Source organism: Aeromonas aquatilis (assembly GCF_054052405.1).
Map to the genome: position 1 here is coordinate 1 of NZ_JBSTYP010000081.1, position 16915 is coordinate 16915.

General features: G+C 60.5%; 17 protein-coding genes. 8 read left to right on the forward strand and 9 right to left on the reverse strand.

The window, feature by feature from the left end; translation table 11 throughout:
- Window positions 1-291: 291 nt before the first annotated feature.
- Window positions 292-1263: a TAXI family TRAP transporter solute-binding subunit gene (locus ACW5W8_RS21630; protein ID WP_498630330.1), complete on the forward strand. Its 972-nt coding sequence runs from the start codon at window positions 292-294 to the stop codon at window positions 1261-1263.
- 103 nt (window positions 1264-1366) lie between these two features.
- Entirely contained in the window at window positions 1367-3922 is a 2556-nt protein-coding gene (locus tag ACW5W8_RS21635) for a TRAP transporter permease (protein WP_498630333.1), read from the forward strand.
- A gap of 531 nt (window positions 3923-4453) precedes the next feature.
- On the opposite strand, the gene ACW5W8_RS21640 is transcribed toward ACW5W8_RS21635, so the two are convergent.
- The gene (locus ACW5W8_RS21640) at window positions 4454-5707 is read right to left on the reverse strand and encodes a phospholipase D-like domain-containing protein (protein WP_498630335.1); all 1254 of its coding nucleotides are present in this window, start codon (window positions 5705-5707) and stop codon (window positions 4454-4456) included.
- A 73-nt stretch (window positions 5708-5780) separates the two neighbouring features.
- Here ACW5W8_RS21640 and ACW5W8_RS21645 point away from each other — a divergent pair, with 73 nt between their 5' ends.
- Window positions 5781-5957: a hypothetical protein gene (locus tag ACW5W8_RS21645; protein WP_498630337.1), complete on the forward strand. Its 177-nt coding sequence runs from the start codon at window positions 5781-5783 to the stop codon at window positions 5955-5957.
- On the opposite strand, the gene ACW5W8_RS21650 is transcribed toward ACW5W8_RS21645, so the two are convergent.
- From ACW5W8_RS21650 to tatA, 3 genes are all read right to left on the reverse strand, one after another.
- The gene (locus tag ACW5W8_RS21650) at window positions 5935-7356 is read right to left on the reverse strand and encodes an MltF family protein (RefSeq protein ID WP_498630354.1); all 1422 of its coding nucleotides are present in this window, start codon (window positions 7354-7356) and stop codon (window positions 5935-5937) included. The two genes, ACW5W8_RS21645 and ACW5W8_RS21650, sit on opposite strands and share 23 nt — an antisense overlap.
- 228 nt (window positions 7357-7584) lie before the next feature.
- Window positions 7585-7887, reverse strand: a complete 303-nt coding sequence (locus tag ACW5W8_RS21655) for a YfcZ/YiiS family protein (protein WP_005339945.1) — start codon at window positions 7885-7887, stop codon at window positions 7585-7587.
- 16 nt (window positions 7888-7903) lie between these two features.
- Window positions 7904-8065 carry a twin-arginine translocase TatA/TatE family subunit gene (tatA, locus tag ACW5W8_RS21660; RefSeq protein ID WP_047434601.1) on the reverse strand — a complete coding sequence of 54 codons (162 nt, stop codon included), beginning with the start codon at window positions 8063-8065 and terminating at the stop codon, window positions 7904-7906.
- Window positions 8066-8341: 276 nt separating this feature from the next.
- Here tatA and ACW5W8_RS21665 point away from each other — a divergent pair, with 276 nt between their 5' ends.
- On the forward strand, window positions 8342-9310 hold the full coding sequence (locus tag ACW5W8_RS21665; protein WP_498630340.1) for a LysR substrate-binding domain-containing protein: 969 nt from the start codon (window positions 8342-8344) through the stop codon (window positions 9308-9310).
- Between the two features lie 74 nt (window positions 9311-9384).
- On the opposite strand, the gene ACW5W8_RS21670 is transcribed toward ACW5W8_RS21665, so the two are convergent.
- Window positions 9385-9984, reverse strand: a complete 600-nt coding sequence (locus ACW5W8_RS21670; RefSeq protein ID WP_139735873.1) for a YhgN family NAAT transporter — start codon at window positions 9982-9984, stop codon at window positions 9385-9387.
- A gap of 98 nt (window positions 9985-10082) precedes the next feature.
- Window positions 10083-10328, reverse strand: a complete 246-nt coding sequence (locus tag ACW5W8_RS21675; protein ID WP_005357633.1) for a YecH family metal-binding protein — start codon at window positions 10326-10328, stop codon at window positions 10083-10085.
- 209 nt (window positions 10329-10537) lie between these two features.
- Between ACW5W8_RS21675 and ACW5W8_RS21680 the strand changes: the two genes are divergently transcribed.
- Window positions 10538-11821, forward strand: coding sequence for a dicarboxylate/amino acid:cation symporter (locus ACW5W8_RS21680; protein ID WP_069555169.1), 1284 nt, complete (start codon window positions 10538-10540; stop codon window positions 11819-11821).
- 11 nt (window positions 11822-11832) lie between these two features.
- On the opposite strand, the gene ACW5W8_RS21685 is transcribed toward ACW5W8_RS21680, so the two are convergent.
- Together ACW5W8_RS21685 and ACW5W8_RS21690 are read right to left on the reverse strand one after the other, a co-directional pair.
- Complete coding sequence (locus ACW5W8_RS21685; protein ID WP_498630343.1) at window positions 11833-12147, reverse strand: putative signal transducing protein; 315 nt, start codon at window positions 12145-12147, stop codon at window positions 11833-11835.
- Between the two features lie 8 nt (window positions 12148-12155).
- Window positions 12156-13058 (reverse strand): LysR family transcriptional regulator, encoded by a 903-nt coding sequence (locus tag ACW5W8_RS21690; RefSeq protein WP_498630345.1) that lies wholly within the window; start codon window positions 13056-13058, stop codon window positions 12156-12158.
- 96 nt (window positions 13059-13154) lie between these two features.
- On the opposite strand from ACW5W8_RS21690, the gene ACW5W8_RS21695 reads away from it, so the two are divergent.
- Entirely contained in the window at window positions 13155-14207 is a 1053-nt protein-coding gene (locus ACW5W8_RS21695; protein WP_498630347.1) for an HlyD family secretion protein, read from the forward strand.
- Window positions 14207-15760 carry a DHA2 family efflux MFS transporter permease subunit gene (locus tag ACW5W8_RS21700; protein WP_498630349.1) on the forward strand — a complete coding sequence of 518 codons (1554 nt, stop codon included), beginning with the start codon at window positions 14207-14209 and terminating at the stop codon, window positions 15758-15760. Before ACW5W8_RS21695 ends, ACW5W8_RS21700 begins: the two co-directional genes overlap by 1 nt.
- A 78-nt stretch (window positions 15761-15838) precedes the next feature.
- Here ACW5W8_RS21700 and ACW5W8_RS21705 read toward each other — a convergent pair whose 3' ends face one another.
- Window positions 15839-16465 carry a lysoplasmalogenase gene (locus ACW5W8_RS21705; protein ID WP_498630351.1) on the reverse strand — a complete coding sequence of 209 codons (627 nt, stop codon included), beginning with the start codon at window positions 16463-16465 and terminating at the stop codon, window positions 15839-15841.
- 175 nt (window positions 16466-16640) lie between these two features.
- On the opposite strand from ACW5W8_RS21705, the gene ACW5W8_RS21710 reads away from it, so the two are divergent.
- Window positions 16641-16796 (forward strand): hypothetical protein, encoded by a 156-nt coding sequence (locus ACW5W8_RS21710; RefSeq protein ID WP_005348505.1) that lies wholly within the window; start codon window positions 16641-16643, stop codon window positions 16794-16796.
- Window positions 16797-16915 lie beyond the last annotated feature (119 nt).

A 16915-nucleotide genomic window follows, 5' to 3' on the forward strand; every position in this document is an offset into this window, starting at 1 on the left:
CGTTACGGGAGGGGCGTGAATATCAAAGCATGTTTGCATGAGGCGCTGGGGCACCCCATGCAACACGTAATTGGGACATAGCCTTTTTATTTGGCCCCTCCGGGGCCAAATTATCTTCTGCTGGCAGGACGTCGGTGATCTCACCGCAGGATGAGGGTGACTTTTTTTGGGAAGGGGTAACAGCCCGACCATTCCTCGTACGAGGCCCTATCGGCAAGCCCGGCGCAGAACGGGATTGCCATCAATTTATCCGGGGATCGGATAAACAAAATCAAAGAAAAGGGAGAAAAAATGAAAGGATTAACTTTGGCATGCGCCCTGTCGGCGGCTCTGGTCGGTGTTTCATTCGGTGGTCCGGTACAGGCGCAGGAGCGCTTCGTGACCATCGGCACCGGCGGTCAGACCGGTGTCTACTACGTGGCGGGCCAGTCCATCTGCCGCTTCCTCAATCGCGGCGCAGCCGATCACCAGATCAAATGTAACGCCCCGGCCAGTGGTGGCGGTGTCGCCAACGTCAACGGCATTCGCAGCGGCGAATTCAACTTCGGCATCATGCAATCCGACCACCAGTACAAGGCGATGAAAGGGCTGCCGCCGTTCCAGGCCGAGGGGGCCATGGATGACATCCGCGCCGTCTTCTCCCTGCAGAGCGAAGTGTTCACCATCCTGGCTCGCCGCGATGCCAAGATCGCCAGCTTCGACGATCTGAAAGGCAAGCGCGTCAATATCGGCAACCCGGGCTCCGGCCAGCGCGACACCATGGAAGAGATCATGGCGGTCAAGGGCTGGAAGAAGGGTGACTTCGGTCTGGTCTCCGAGCTGAAACCGGCCGAACAGGCCTCCGCCCTGGGTGACAACAACATCGATGCCATGAGCTACTTCGTGGGTCACCCGAACGGTGCCATCCAGGAAGCCTCCACCACTACCGACGCGGTACTGGTGCCTGTGACCGGCGCCGACATCGACAAGCTGCTGGCCGAGAAGAGCTACTACAGCAAGGCCGAGATCCCGGGCGGCATCTACAAGGGCAGCGACAAGCCGACCCCCTCCATCGGTGGCAAAGCGGTGCTCTCCACCAGTGCCAAGGCAGACCCTGAAGTGGTCTATCAGCTGGTCAAGTCGGTGTTCGACAACCTGGATCGCTTCAAGCGCCTGCACCCGGCCTTTGCCGACCTGAAAGAGGCCGACATGATCAAGGTGGGTCTCTCTGCTCCACTCCATGAAGGGGCTGCCCGCTACTACAAAGAGCGCGGCTGGCTCTGATTGAAGGCCACGGGGCCTTTGTCACTCTCTTCGACACCCGTCTGCCGCCTGATTGCGGGGGCGGGTGTCGCTCTTGTTGTACTCGTTGGCACAAGTTAACCCTATGCAAGATAAACAACTCTCTACCGAGGAACTGATCGCCCAAGATGTGGGCGCTCGCCTGCCGCTGGGCCCGCTGGGCTGGCTCATCACCACCCTGGCGCTGGCCTGGTCCCTGTTCCAGCTCTGGATCGCCTCGCCACTCCCCTTCATGGTGGGCTTTGGCGTACTCAACGACACAGAGACACGCGCCATTCATCTCACCTTTGCCCTGTTGTTGGCCTTCCTGGTATTTCCGGCATTTCGCTCCTCGCCCCGGGATCGGGTGCCCTTTGGCGATATCGCCCTTGGCCTGATTGCGGCGGGGGCTGCCTCCTACCTGTTCGTCATGTACGAGGCACTGGCCCTGCGTCCGGGTACCCTGACGACCACTGATCTGGTGACCGCCTGTATCGGCATCCCGCTGCTGCTGGAAGCGGCGCGCCGGGCCCTGGGCCCCGCACTGGCGGTGATTGCCATCGTATTCCTGATTTACAGTCTGGCGGGCCCCTGGATGCCGGGGTTATTGGCCCATCGTGGGGTCAGCTTTACCGCGCTGGCCAACCACCAGTGGATCACCACCGAAGGGGTGTTCGGCATCGCCCTTGGCGTCTCCACCAGCTTCGTCTTCCTGTTCGTGCTGTTTGGCGCCCTGCTGGAGCGAGCCGGTGCCGGTCACTACTTTATCCAGCTCGCCTTCAGCCTGCTCGGTCACCTGCGCGGCGGCCCGGCCAAGGCGGCAGTGGTCGCCTCCGGCTTGACCGGTCTGATTTCCGGCTCGTCGATTGCCAACGTGGTGACCACCGGCACCTTCACCATCCCGATGATGAAGAAGGTGGGCTTCAGTTCAGAGAAAGCAGGGGCGGTGGAAGTGGCCTCCTCGGTCAACGGCCAGATCATGCCGCCGGTGATGGGGGCAGCCGCCTTCCTGATGGTGGAGTATGTAGGCATCCCCTATGTGGAGATCATCAAGCACGCCTTCCTCCCTGCCTCCATCTCCTATATAGCGCTGCTCTACATCGTCCATCTGGAGGCGCTGAAACTGGGCATGCAGCCCATCGGCAACCATCAACCCAAACCCTGGCTGCGCCGCCTGACCGGCTTTGCCTTTGGCGCGGCCCTCATCAGCGGCCTGTCGCTGGCGGTCTACTATGGCCTCGGCTGGCTCAAACCTGCTTTGGGTGACTACGCCCTGCCGGGGATCTCGGTACTGCTGACTGCCACCTATGTGGCCCTGTTGAAGATCGCCGCCAGCAACGAACCGCTTGCGGCAGAAGACCCCGACAAGCCGCTCACCGAGTTGCCCGATACCCGTGCCGTGCTGCTCTCCGGCCTGCACTTCCTGCTGCCGGTGGTGGTACTGGTGTGGTGCCTGATGGTAGAGCGCCTCTCGCCGGGGCTGTCGGCTTTCTGGGGTACAGTGATGCTGGTGATCATCCTGCTGACCCAGCGGCCACTGCTCAACTGGCTGCGCCAGGACGGCAAGCATGACTACGGCACCGTCGCTGACGGCGTGGTGGATCTGCGGGAAGGGCTGGTCGCCGGTGCCCGCAACATGATCGGTATCGGCATTGCCACCGCCACTGCGGGGATTATCGTGGGTGCGGTTTCCCAGACCGGAGTCGGTCTGGTGCTGGCGGATCTGGTGGAGTTCCTCTCCATGGGCAACCTGCTGCTGATGCTGATGCTCACCGCCCTGTTGAGCCTGATCCTCGGCATGGGGCTGCCGACCACGGCCAACTACATCGTCGTCTCCAGCCTGCTGGCGCCAGTGGTGGTAACGCTGGGGCAGCAAAACGGGCTGATCGTGCCGCTTATCGCAGTGCACCTGTTCGTCTTCTACTTCGGCATCATGGCGGATGTGACGCCGCCGGTGGGGCTGGCCTCCTTCGCGGCAGCGGCTGTCTCCAAGGGCGATCCCATCAAGACCGGGATCACCGCCTTCTACTACAGCCTGCGTACCGCGGCGCTGCCGTTCCTGTTTATCTTCAACACCGATCTGCTGCTGATCGACGTGGACTTCGCCCACGGGGTGCTGATCTTCATTGTGGCGACCATCGCCATGCTGATCTTCGCCGCCGCCACCCAGGGCTGGTTCCTGGTGAAGAGCCGCTGGTACGAGAGCGTGCTGCTGTTGCTGGTCGCCTTTACCCTGTTCCGCCCGGGTTTCTGGATGGACATGGTGCACGACCCCTATCGCGAGACCCCGCCTGCCCAGCTGGCCCAGACCATGGGTGAAGTGGAGGCGGAGAGCACCCTGCGGCTGCGGATCCTCGGTGAAGATGCAGTGGGCAAACCGCGCAAGTTCACCCTGCTGGTCGCGGTACCGGAAGGGGCAACAGGCGAGGAGCGGCTGGCCAATCTGGGGCTGAGCCTCTATGAGCAAGATGGCAAGACGCTGATCGACAACGTCACCTTCGGTAGCCCGGCGGCCACCATGGGGCTGGAGTTCGATCAGGAGATCCTCACCGTCAAGGCGCCGACCGAGCGCTGGACCAAGGAGTGGATGTGGATCCCGGGCTTCCTGCTGTTCGGGGTGATCGTCTGGCTGCAGCGTCGCCGCAGCGTCAAGGTTGGTTAATCCACCGAGCAGATGAGACCGAGGGCCGCTATTGCGGCCCTCTTTTTATTGCCTTGTTATTGCCTTGCCCTCTGCGGCTCTTGCGATGAGCAACAGTCATGGAAAAGGTAAACGGTGGCGAGCGGCCAAAAAAGTGGGGTGACATGTCCATGTCACCCCCTCGCAAATAGCATGTTCCATATTGGAGTCCGGCCACACCGGGTCTCTGTTTCACTTTCCGATAGTTCGCGACCCACCTGAAGTGCGCGCCAATTGCAGCGATGCAACTGGCCAGCTACCCGTTACAACCTTCGTCCACACGGCAGACAAGCCGCCGTGTTTGTCCTTGCAACTGAAATATTACGCATAAAAACAAAATAAAAAACGTTTTTATGCCAGTTCCATTCACATCAGAGTACAAAAAACAGCCTTATCATCACCACTAAATTGTTATAAAACAGTAAGATACATTCACGCATGGTTATTCACCCGCAGAGGGCATCAGCAATGACTTACAAGGCTTTGCGAGATCTCGCACAAAAAATGGCCGCCTTACAGCCAACGGCGCAGGGGCAACCAGTCGCTCAGGCGGGCTATCAGTCGCCTTGACCACCCCTCGGGTTTGCGCGGCAATCCACCCGCCTGCTCCTGCCAGCGAGCCAGCCACATTCGCAGCGCCTCGCAGATCGGCGGACAGTGCAGATGCAGCATCAGCTCGGTATTGAGAAACAGCGAGCGGGGATCGAGGTTGAGGCTGCCAAAAAGCGCCCGCACCTCTCCCAGCAGGATCAGCTTGGCGTGCAGGCTGCCGTGGCCATGGTCAAACTCGGCGACCCGGATCCCGCGCCGCAACAACCAGCCGAGATAACGCTGATAGGCACCATAGACCAGTGGCACATCGGTGCTGGCCAGCGAGTTGGTGAGAATGTCGATGGCGACCCCCTGCTGGCGCAGCCGTGCCAGGCGGTGCCGGAACCCGCGGGTCAGGATGAGGTAAGGGGTCACCAACCCCAGCGAGCCGGGATTGTCAGCCAGCTGGCGCCAGAGCTGACGGGCGGTGGTGGGACGGGAGATTAGCCCCTTGCCGGGACGGTCGAACCACACCTCTGCCCGCCCCTCATGCCACTGCAGCGGCACATCGCTCTCGTCAAACAGCGCCGCGGGCAGATCATAGACCGTCGCCACAGCCGGATCCGTCATGGTGAACAGGAAGTCGTTGACCACCTCAATTTCGGCGGGCAGCAGCTCGCGGCGCAGCAGATGGCGGATGGGGTGACTCCAGCGGCTGTGCCAGAACTGCTCGAACCCCTGCGCCATCTGCTGGCACAGCCCCCCCTGACAGGCGAGATCGAGATCCACGAAGGGAGCCTGCGGATCCAGACCGAAGTAGCGATCGCCGATGTTGCGCCCGCCAATCAGCGCCAGCTTGCCATCCACCAGCAGCAGCTTGTTGTGCATCCGGTGGTTGATGCGGCGAAAGCTGAGCAGCCCCTCCAGCAACAGTGCCAGCGGGCGCCAGCCCCGCAGCCAGAAGGGGTTGAATAGCCGCACCTCGATCCCCGGGTAGTGAGCCACCATCTCCAGAAAGCGGTTGTCACCGGCATAGAGATCATCCACCAGCAGCTGTACCTTGACGCCGCGCCGGGCAGCATGAAGCAGCTCGCTCAGCAGCAGCTTGCCGCTGCTGTCCTCCTCCCAGCTGTAGTACTGCGCCTGGATCCGCTCGCGGGCATGGCGGATCCAGTGACAGCGCACCTTGAGTGCCAGCAGGGGATCGTCGAGCAGGGCAAAGGATCCGGGGATCATGGTGTCATCCTGCTGTCATGGCCGGGTGTCATAACGCTGGCGAGCCTCTTCACATATTCAAAAGGAGTTGCTGATGGAACTGCATGATACCCCGATGTTGCGCTATCTGGGTCAGCTCAGCCAGCCAGATCTCATCCCGGCCACCGGCCCCGCCCACTGGTTTTTGCAACACAGAGACAGCGGCTGGCCCTTACCGCCAGAACAGACAGCACAGCCACTTAACCGGCTTACTGCTGAGCCGCTTCGATAGCAGCAACCTTGCCCTCGATCTGGGGCAGGCTGAAACGATAGGCCACGTAGTACTTGTAGATGGTGCCGACATAGTTGATCGGCCCCTGTCCGACTTCGTTGGCCACTAACTGATCCACGTTGCCGAACCAGACATTGGGATCAAGCCCCAATTTCTCCGCCTTGCCTCGCAGCGCCTGCACCCGGTTCGGCCCGGCGTTGTAGGCGGCGAGGGCAAACAGGTGACGGTTGAGTCGATCCAGCTTGGGATCATTGAAGTAGGTATCGAGGATCAACCGCATGTAGCGGCAGGCGGCCTCCACATTGCCTTCAAGGGTGGTCAGCCTGGCGCCGTTGATGCCGACCTCCCGCCCCGTGCTGGGCAGCAGCTGCATGAGGCCCACAGCCCCCTTGTGCGAACGCACCTTGGGATTGAGGCCGGACTCCTTGTAGCCGAGTGCCGCCAGCATCAGCCAGTCGAGATCGTATTGATTGGCGTACTTCTCCAGCACCTTGCGAATGGTCGCGAGGCGACCCATGGGGTCCGGTGCCAGGATATTGCTCATCTGATCGCTGTGAACCAGCAACCGGCGCAGGGTCATGTCGCTGTAGAGGCTGTTGCGGCTGACGCTCGCCAGATAGCCATTGACCGCCTTGAGCAGCTCTGGACTGTTCTTGCGTAGCGCCCAGGCGCTGGTGCCGTTGCTGCGCAGGGGGATCAGCTTGTGAGCCTTTAGGCCGGAGATCATGCCCCCCAGCCAGATCCGCCCCTTGTAGCTGTCGGTCACCGTCAGGGGGATAATGCCGGCGGCCACCATCTCCAGCAGATCGCCATCCTGCAGGTATTCGGGCACCGTCTCGATATAGACGGGGGGCAGCCCCAGCTCGCGAAACAGCCAGTTGAGCTGACGCAGGCTCTCGTAGTAGCTGGAGCTGGCGCGCACCCAGACCCGCCTGCCGGAGAGCTGGGTAATGCGGCTGAAGGCGGGTAGGCTGTTCTGGCTCACCACCCACTCCTCTATGGAAGAGATGAGCGGCCGAGAGAAGGCCACCTGTTCACGTCGGGTCGGGGTCACCGTCATGGTCGCCGCCACCAGATCGCCGCGCCCCTCGGCCAGATAGTCCAGCAGCTTGTCCTGGCGCACCGGGATGTAGACCACCTTGAGCTTGACCTTCTCTTTGGCGAGATAGGTCTTGTTCAGCCAGCGTTCGAACCCTTGCAGCTGATTGACCAGAATGCCGTACTGGGCGCCGCGATCGAGAAAATAGAAGCCGCGCTCATAGACCACCAGCGCCCTGAGTTCGCGTTTTTGCAGAATGCTTTCGAGATCCCCGGGTTGGGGCAGACGCTGTGGCTTGAGTTCAGCCGCCAGTAGGGGAAAACAGCAGAGGGCCAGCAGAGCCCAGATCCAGCGTCGCATCACGATGGCTGCCCCTGTGCTGAGGTCACACCTGCAGCCTGTTGGCAGCACGGATCACGATAGAGGGTGGGATTGGGGGCAGAGATCCATCGCTGCGTCATGATCTTTACGCCTTCTGTTGGCCGACTCGCGCCGGGCAAAACGTCTGTGGGATAGAGTAACTATAGAACGCCGACCCACAGCAGAAGGGTCAACACGGCAGGCAAACCTGCCGCGTTATCAGACAACTCAGATAGAGCGGGCCCGCATTTCGAAAATCAGTTTTTCGGCAGTGCAGGTGAATTGCAGGCGGGCTTTCAGGATCACGCCATTGGCGCCCTGGGTCAGTTCGCTGCTCACTTGAGCTTCGGCGGTGACCTGTTTGGCCAGTGCTTCATAGGCAGCCAGCTTGGCGCGGGCATCAGCCTCGGCCGCGGCTTCAATCACCAGATCCATCACATCGTCGCCTTCGCCGATGATGGTGCCGATCTCGGCAAAACAGCCGCAGCTGTCACAGGTTTCGTTCAGTTCAACTTTCTCGTCTACAGACATTTTTTACTCCTACTGCTTATTTCGGATGATTTGCGTCGTCACGCATCGCCTTGCGAAAATCTTTGATGGCGGTACCCAGATCCTCACCTGCAGTGGCAAGACGCTTGCTGCCGAAGACCAGCACAACAACCAGCAAAAGGATCAGCATATGCCAGATATGAATTCCACCGAGTCCCATAGGGATACTCCTTCACAAAGAGATATCTGTTACTTGTATCAAAATAGAGCGCAGGGATTGTTGGGCAAAATCAAGGCAGGTGCAAGTGAGCAAATAAATCATAGCCAAAAAATAGGGCGACCCTGAGGTCGCCATATTGATTGTGCTACATGTCCCCTCAACCGCTACATCCTGTACCAGTGGTTCATGCGAACCTGAGACCATTCGAGGATAAGATCGCCAAGATATGAAAACAAATGGTATAAATTCATCTTAGAATTGAAGAGGATTCATATCATGCTGCTGGAACAACTGGGTCGCATCGACCTCAATTTGCTGATTATCCTGCAAGTACTGCTGGAGGAGCGCAACGGCAGCAAGGCGGCTCGCAGACTCCATTTGAGCCAATCCGCCGTCAGCAAAGCCCTAGGCCGCCTGCGCGATACCTTTGATGATCCCCTCTTTATTCGCTCCGCCTACGGGCTGGAACCCACCGGGCGCGCCCTTGCGCTGCAACAGCAGTTGCAACCCATTCTGCTGTCGCTGGACAACCTGATCCAGCCGCCCGAATTCGACCCCGCCAGCTCGGAGCGAGAATTCGTCATCGCCAGCATGGATAGCGCCTTCACCCTGTTTGCCCCGCTCTACCTGAGCGAGCTGAAGCGGCAAGCACCACGGATCCGCCTGCGTTACGAGGAGTGGACCGAAAACAGTCTGACCGAGATGAGTCAGGGACAGGTGGACATCGCCTTCGCGGTGCGAGAGAACTGCATCAACTCCGATTACCGGCTCGATACCCTGCCCGACAGCATCTGTCAGCGAGTGCTGGCGGTCGATGATCTCACCTGTCTGGTGCAGCAGCACCACCCCGCGCTGCGAGAGCCCAACTGGAATCTGGAGCACTACCTCAGCTATCCCCATGTGCAGACTTACTGCGAGGGGCGAGACCGCTGGATGCTGGATCACAAGCTGGCAGAGCAGGATCTCTACCGGCGTATCGAGGCAACCGTGCCCTCCTTCGAGGCGGCGCTGCGGATGGGAATGCACTCCGACATGATAGTGACCCTCTCCAAGCTCTACGCCCGCCACGCTACCCAGGTCTATCCGCTGTTGCAGCTGCCGCTGCCCATCGGGTTGGACAGCATCTCCCATCTGCTCATCTGGCATCAGCGTCACAGCGAGGATCCGGGCCACCGCTGGCTGCGGGAATTGCTGCTCTCCCTCATCATGAGCAAACTGGAACCCGCTGCGACCACTCACGGGTGACCGCCCCCTTCTCGGCGGCACAAAAAACAGGGCTCTGCGAAGCCCCGTTTCATTCACTTCAATATGTAAACCGCTCAGCCCTGACCGGTCACCGCCAGATAGTGATGTACCCCGTCCAGCAACATCTGGACCGAGATCATCACCAGCAGCATGCCCATCAGCCGCTCCACCGCAGTGAGTCCCCGCTCACCCAGCAGCTTGTTGAATACCTCGTAGAACATCAGGATCACCGCGCTGGCGGCCCAGGCCAGAAAGAGTGCCAGCGACCAGTCCACCATGCGGGTCGGCTCCTGATTGGCCAGCAGCATCAAAGAGGCGAGGATCGAGGGGCCGGCAATCATCGGGATCGCCATCGGCACCAGGAAGGGCTCCTCGCCCGCCGCCAGCCCGGTCACGCCCCCTTCACTCGGGAAGATCATCTTGATGGCGATCAGGAACAGGATAATGCCCCCCGCAATGCTGACCGCCTCCTGCCGCAGGTTGAGGAAGCCGAGGATCTGCTGACCGACGAACAGAAACAGCATCATGATGGCCAGCGAGAAGAGCAGCTCGCGGATCATCACCTTGCGGCGTCGCTTGGGATCGATATGACGCAGGATGGAGAGGAAGACCGGCAGGTTGCCCAGCGGGTCCATGATCAAAAACAGCATGACTGCGGCAGAAAAAGTATCCATACAACGCCCTGGTTACGCCCTGAATCGGGAAAAGAGAGGGGGCGAAATATAGCAAAGGGCGAAGAATTGAGCGAGCGCCAGATGCGCTCGCTGCAGGGTTAACCGTGGTTGCAGATCTTGTCGGCGCGGGTCTGGAAGCCCTCTGCCGAGTCGATAAATTTGCCGCGGGCAGCCAGAAAGTCGATCAGCGCTTCCGCATCCATCTCGCTGGCGCTGCAGGTATGAAAACGGGCCTCGGCACCGAACCGCTCGGCCATCGCCTGTTTCAGGCTGGCACGGGTAAATTGCCCCCCTTGTGCCAACATCATCTCCATCACTTCGTGACCATGAACCGATTGCGACATCTCTCACCTCAATAATGAACATATTTAATACCAATTAAATATCGCCACGCCCGGAGGGATCTTGATATAGGCCAATAAATTGCGCATTTCCTGGTCAAGGGAGTGGTCACCGCCACTGCTTTGTCGATAATGTGGCAACCCGCGTCAGGGATCGCTACACTGGCGCCCCTTTTTGGCCATCGCAGACAATGTATAAGGATATTGGCGTCATGCTGTTCCATGGAGAGGCTCTCAAGCCCTGGCAGATCTGGACCCGCCGCCCCCTCTGGCTCAAGACCCTGATCGGCATGCTGACAGGGGTGGGTCTGGGCGTCGGCTTTGAACAGCAAGCCCTGCTGCTCAAGCCCCTTGGCGTCCTGTTCGTCAACACCATCCAGATGCTGATGGTGCCCCTTATCTTCTGCTCGGTCATCGCCGGCCTCACCTCGCTGCTCAAGGGCAAGGCCCTCGATCGCATCGGCAGCAAGGCGATCTGCCTCTACTTCTGTTCGACCGCCATCGCCATCTGTATCGGCCTGATGATGGGCTGGCTGCTGGAACCCGGCATGGGTGCCGACATGGGCCCCTATGAGCGGGTCGGTATGTCGGAACCACCAACCCTGGCCAGCGTGCTGAGCCATCTGGTGCCGAGCAACCCGGTACAGGCGATGGTGGATGGCAAGATCCTGCAAGTGATCGTCTTTGCGGTGGCGCTGGCGGTCGCCCTCAATGCCAGCGGTCGCCGTGGCCGCCCCGCCATCCTCTTCTTCACCTCGCTGGCCGAGGGGATGTTCAAGCTGACCCAGATGGTGATGGCGCTCGCCCCTTACGGTGTCTGCGCCCTGATGGCCTGGATGACCGGCAAGTACGGCCTCGACCTGCTACTGCCGCTGCTCAAGGTGATCGGCGCCGTCTACCTCGGCTGCCTGCTGCACGTGCTCGGGGTCTACAGCACCCTGCTGCTTCTGCTGGCACGGCTCAATCCGCTGCACTACTTCAAGAGCATCGTTGATGCCCAGGCGGTGGCCTTCACCAGCAGCTCCAGCAACTCCACCCTGCCCATCAGTCTGGCCTGCGCCGAGAAGCGGCTGGGAGTCTCCCCCGCCATCACCGCCAAGGTGCTGCCCATCGGCGCCACCATCAACATGGATGGCACCGCCCTCTATCAGGGAGTGACTGCGCTGTTCGTGGCTCAGGCATTCGGGGTGGATCTGCACATGGTCGATTACCTGACCATCATCAGCATCGCCACCCTGGCCAGTATCGGCACCGCAGGCACCCCGGGTACCGGGTTGATGCTGCTGACCCTGACCCTGACGGCGGTGGGCTTGCCGCTGGAGGGTGTGGCACTGATTGCGGGCATTGACCGGATCCTCGACATGGCGCGTACCACAGTCAATGTTTCGGGGGATATTCTGGTGTCGGTGCTGATCGCCCGCAGCGAAAACGAGCTGGATCTGGCGACCTATCACGATGCCAGCGCAGGGGAAGATATCGAGTTCCCGCCGCGCTAGCGGAAGAAAGATCAGCTGTCGTGGGGATCGTGATGACAGCGCCAGCAGACGTCGACGTTGGCGCCGTTCTCCTCCCCGCACTGGCCGCACAGCCAGCCGTTACCCTGACGCTGCTGGTAACGCTCGATGACCCGTCCTGCCTTGCTGCGATCCTCGGCCCGCACCATCAAGGTCACCTGCAACATGTCGACCGGCAGCTCGCCAAGGGCGCCTGACAGCCCCTCGCCATTGAGGCGTACCAGCACCCCTTCCGCCTCCAGCGCCCCTTTCAACGCGTGCGCCTCCAGGGTGTGTGAGGCGCGATAGAGATTGATCCAGTTATCCATAGCTCCCCTTACAACAACTTGTCGATGCCAAACTCGGCGCCGTTCTCAATCATGAAATCGATGAATGCCCGCAACTTGCGCGGCATCAGTTGCCGCTCCGGAAACAGCAAATAAATCGGCACCCTGGGTTGCTGCCACTCTGGCAGCAGGATCACCAGCTCGCCGCTGGCCAGCTCATCCTGACAGAGCATAGCGGGTAACGAGGCCAACCCCAGCCCCGCCTTTGCCGCCTCCCGGGCACAGGTAATATTATTGACCCGAAAACGGGATAGGGGGTCAACCAGCACCTCTCTTCCATCCAGCTCGAAGCACCAGTGAGAGGCGAGAAATCCGCTGCTCACCGTCACCCGCTCGTGGTTGGCCAGATCCTCCGGCCGCTCGATGACCGTACTACGGGCCAGATAGTCCGGGCTGGCACAGAGCAGCCTTCCGGTGCTCCAGAGTCGGCGCGCCGCCAGATTGGAGTCGCTCATGTCGCCAATCCGCACCACCGCATCCAGCCCTTCGCTGATGGGGTCCACCACCCGGTTGGTCAGCTCCAGCTCCACCTGCAGGGCGGGATAAGCCTGCAAAAACTTGGCGACCAAGCGCCCGATCACCAGCTGTCCCGTCTCGATGGGCACCGCCAGCTTGAGGGTACCGGTCACCTCCTGCTGGCTGACACTGAGCATTAGCTCGGCTTCGGTCAGGGCATCGACCGCCTTGCTGCAGTGCAGGTAGTACTTCTCCCCCTCCTCGGTCAAAGTGAGCTGTCGGGTGGAACGATAGAGCAGACGAACCCCGAGTCGCTGCTCCAGCTCGGCAATGCGCCGGCTGACCATCGCCTTGGTCATCCCCAACTCACGGGCAGCCCCCGTAAACGAGCCCTTGTCGACGATACGCACCAGAATTAACGCGGCATTGAGATCCATTGTTGCACCAGTGAAACTGTATATCTCGTGAACCAATACTAATCGAAACAGTTGACCAGTGTTAGCCTGCGCCCCTTAAGTTCAGGAATCACAAAAATGAGTCAACACAAAAAAATTCCCCTGCTGGCAGCCATGATATTGGCGCTGCTCGGTCTGCTGTTCGCCGGTTACTGGTATCTTCACGGCCGCTATTTTGAAAGCACCGACAACGCCTATCTGCAAAGTGAAGTGACCGGGATCAGCTCCAAGCTGCCCGGTTATATCCGCGAAGTGCTGGTCACCGACAACCAGCCGGTCAAAGCGGGCCAACTGATCGCCCGTCTCGATGATCGCGAATACAAAACCAGGGTCGCACAGGCCGAAGCCGACCTGCGCCTCAATCAGGCGACGGCCGAAAATCTGGCCGCCACCCGCACCCAACAACTGAGCCTGATCCAGCAGGCCGAGGCCAAGGTCGCCTCCGCCAATGCCGAACAGCTGCGCGCCAGCCAGCAGGTCAACCGGATCAGTCAGCTCAACCAGCGCCACTACAGCTCGCAAGACAGTCTGGACGAGGTACGTGCCGGCCTGCAGGTCAATCAGGCGCAAGCCCGGGAGGCCCAAGCCGCCCTGCAAGCGGCCCGTGAGCGACTGCTGGTACTGGATGCCGAGCGCAAACAGAATCTGGCCAAGCTGGCATTGAGCGAAGCGCAACTGGAGCAGGCCAAGCTGGAGCTCGGCTACACCGAACTGCGGGCACCGGCCGACGGCATCATCGGCAAACGCAGCCTGCGGGAAGGGCTCTACGTCCAGTCCGGTATGCAGGTTGCCAGCCTGGTGCCGCTGCAGCAGGTGTGGGTCGAGGCCAACTTCAAGGAGACCCAGCTCGCCCATATGCAACCGGGCCAGAAGGTTGAAGTGGTACTCGATGCCTACCCGGATCAACCGGTCGAGGGGATCATCGACAGCCTGGCCCCCGCCACTGGCGCCAAATTCGCCCTGCTGCCACCGGAGAATGCCACCGGCAACTTCACCAAAATCGTGCAGCGGGTGCCGGTCAAGATCCGCATCCCCGAGCCGGGCCTGCTGGCAGGCAAGCTGCTGCCGGGTCTCTCCACCGAAGTGATCGTGGATACCCGCACTCCTGATCCCGTGGTGGCTGCCAACTGATGGAACCCATTCCACGTCGCAACTGGATCGCGGTCATGGGGGGCCTTATCGGCGCCTTCATGGCCATCCTCGACATCCAGATCACCAATGCCTCCCTGAAGGACATTCAGGGGGCCCTGTCAGCCACCCTGAGTGAAAGCTCCTGGATCTCCACCTCCTATCTGGTGGCGGAGATGATCGCCATCCCCCTGAGCGGCTGGCTGAGCCGGGGGCTGAGCGTGCGCCGCTACCTGCTCTGGACCACCGGTGCGTTTATCGCCGCCTCCGTGCTCTGCTCGTTCAGCTGGAACCTCACCAGCATGATCGTCTTCCGGGCGCTGCAGGGCTTCACTGGCGGGGCGCTGATCCCGATGGCCTTCTCCCTCATCGTCACCCTGTTGCCGCTACAGAAGCGGGCCACCGGCATGGCGCTGTTTGGCCTCTGTGCCACCTTCGCCCCCGCCATCGGGCCGACCCTCGGTGGCTGGCTCACCGAGCAGATGTCGTGGCACTACATCTTCTATCTCAACGTGCCGCCAGGACTGCTGGTGATGGCAATGCTGGCCCACGGGCTGGATAAAAAACCGGTGGACTGGGCCGTGATCAAGCAGGTGGATCTCATCGGGATTGTCACCATGGCACTTGGGCTCGGCTTGCTGGAGGTGGTGCTGGAAGAGGGCAATCGGGAAGACTGGTTCGGCTCAAGCTTCATCGTGCGACTGGCGGTCATCTCGGCGGTGGCGCTGGTGTTCTTCGTCATCAGCCAGCTGATCCGCCGTCACCCGCTGGTCGATCTGCGGCTGCTGCACAACCCGCGCTTCGCACTGGCCTGCTTCGCCTATCTGATCCTCGGCATGGCGTTGATGGGATCCATCTATGTACTGCCGCTCTACATGACCCAGATCCACAACTACAACGCGCTGGAGATCGGCGAAGTCCTGATGTGGATGGGGCTGCCGCAACTGCTGGTGCTACCGCTGGTGCCCAAACTGACCCACAAGATAGACCCGCGCTATCTGGTGAGCTTCGGCTTCCTGATCTTCGCCGTCAGCTGCTTTATGAACGTCAACATGAGTGCCGACTACGCCGGGCCGCAGCTGATCCAGTCGCTTATCGTGCGGGCGCTGGGGCAGCCCTTCATCATGGTGCCGCTCTCCCTGGTCGCCACCGCCAGCCTGAGCCACGACGAGATCCCCTCCTCCTCGACCCTGCTCAACGTGCTGCGCAACCTCGGTGGTGCGTTCGGTATCGCCATCATAGCGACCCTGCTCGACAACGATACCCGCACCCATGTGCTGCAAATTGGCAGCACTCTGGCCGCCAGCAGTATCGAGGGGCAGAGCTACCTGCTGCAACTGGCCCAGAGCATGATGGCGCAGGGCTCAGGCCCCGAGATTGCCCAGCAGCAAGCACGGGCCATGCTGGCCAATACCATCAACCGGGAAGCGGCAATTATGGCCTACAATCAGGTGTTCTACATCATGGGGATCTTCCTGTTGATCGCCAGCGGCCTGATGCTGTTGCTCAAATCCCCCGCCTCACGGGCAGCGGATGCCGAACCGCTAGAGGCGTGAAAAACCGCCGGGCATAAAACGAAAAACGGGCAAGCGCCCGTTTTTCGTTATCTGTTACCTGCATTCAACTGCATGGCGTCATCCTGCCAGCGACCCCGCAATCAGGAACTGGGCGGCAAAGTAGCTGCTCATCACCCAGGCGCGGGCATGGGGAAAGGGGCGGCGGAAGCGATCGAGCGCCAGCATGCAGTCGGAGAAGAGGAACATCAGCGCCCCCACCAGAGCGGCGGCAGAACCGGCGGTGAGAGAGGCATGCCAGGCACCGGCGGCCACCCAGGCCATGCCGATGATCACCAGCATGTAGCAGAAGACCGGGATCCGCATCTCCCCCAGCTTTCCCCACAGCAGGCCAAAGACCATGCCGGCGATCAGCAACAGCAGCAAACCATCCAACAGATTGAGCACCAGCGGCCCCTGGGCAAAGCCGACAATATAGCAGAGGTGCGCGACAAGAAATGCCGCCAACCCCTGAATGAAGCGATCGCTTGGCAGCATCAGCAGCACATCGCCCGCCAGCGAGAGGCCGAGGCCGAGCAGGATCCAGGCGTGAGAACCGTCGTGGTCATAACTCTGGTAGCCGAACGCCAACGCGATGATAAGCAGCATGGTCAGCGGCTTGCTGATATAGAACTGGCGGCTGTCTGAACCGTAGGCAGCACGGATGTGCCACCAACCTGAAGCGATGATCAAGAAACTCAATAACATGCCCTGCTCCTCACCTGTTGCTCGCAGTCATACGGCAACCGTTTTTATCATGGTGCAGGGTAACAAATTCCCTCCCCCAGTGGCAGGGGTGCTTATCAAATGGACAGACTAAGCCTAAAGTCTAATTGCCGCCCCGAGTGGTTCAGGGCATAAGTGACGGGTCTGGAGGATCACCATGGAAGAAGCTATGAAGAATTATCTGCCCGCCATCGATATCATGATGTGCCATCTGGGGATCAGCTTTGAGCAGGCCTGCGAACAACTGGGTCTTAGCCAGCAGGAGCAACAGGCACTGGATCAACTGCAGCAACAGCAGAGCCAAGCCAACTAAGCCCTCCCGTTATTGGATATCATGATGCGCCATCTGGGGATCAGCTTTGAGCAGGCCTGCGAACAACTGGGTCTTAGCCAGCAGGAGCAACAGGCACTGGATCAACTGCAGCAACAGCA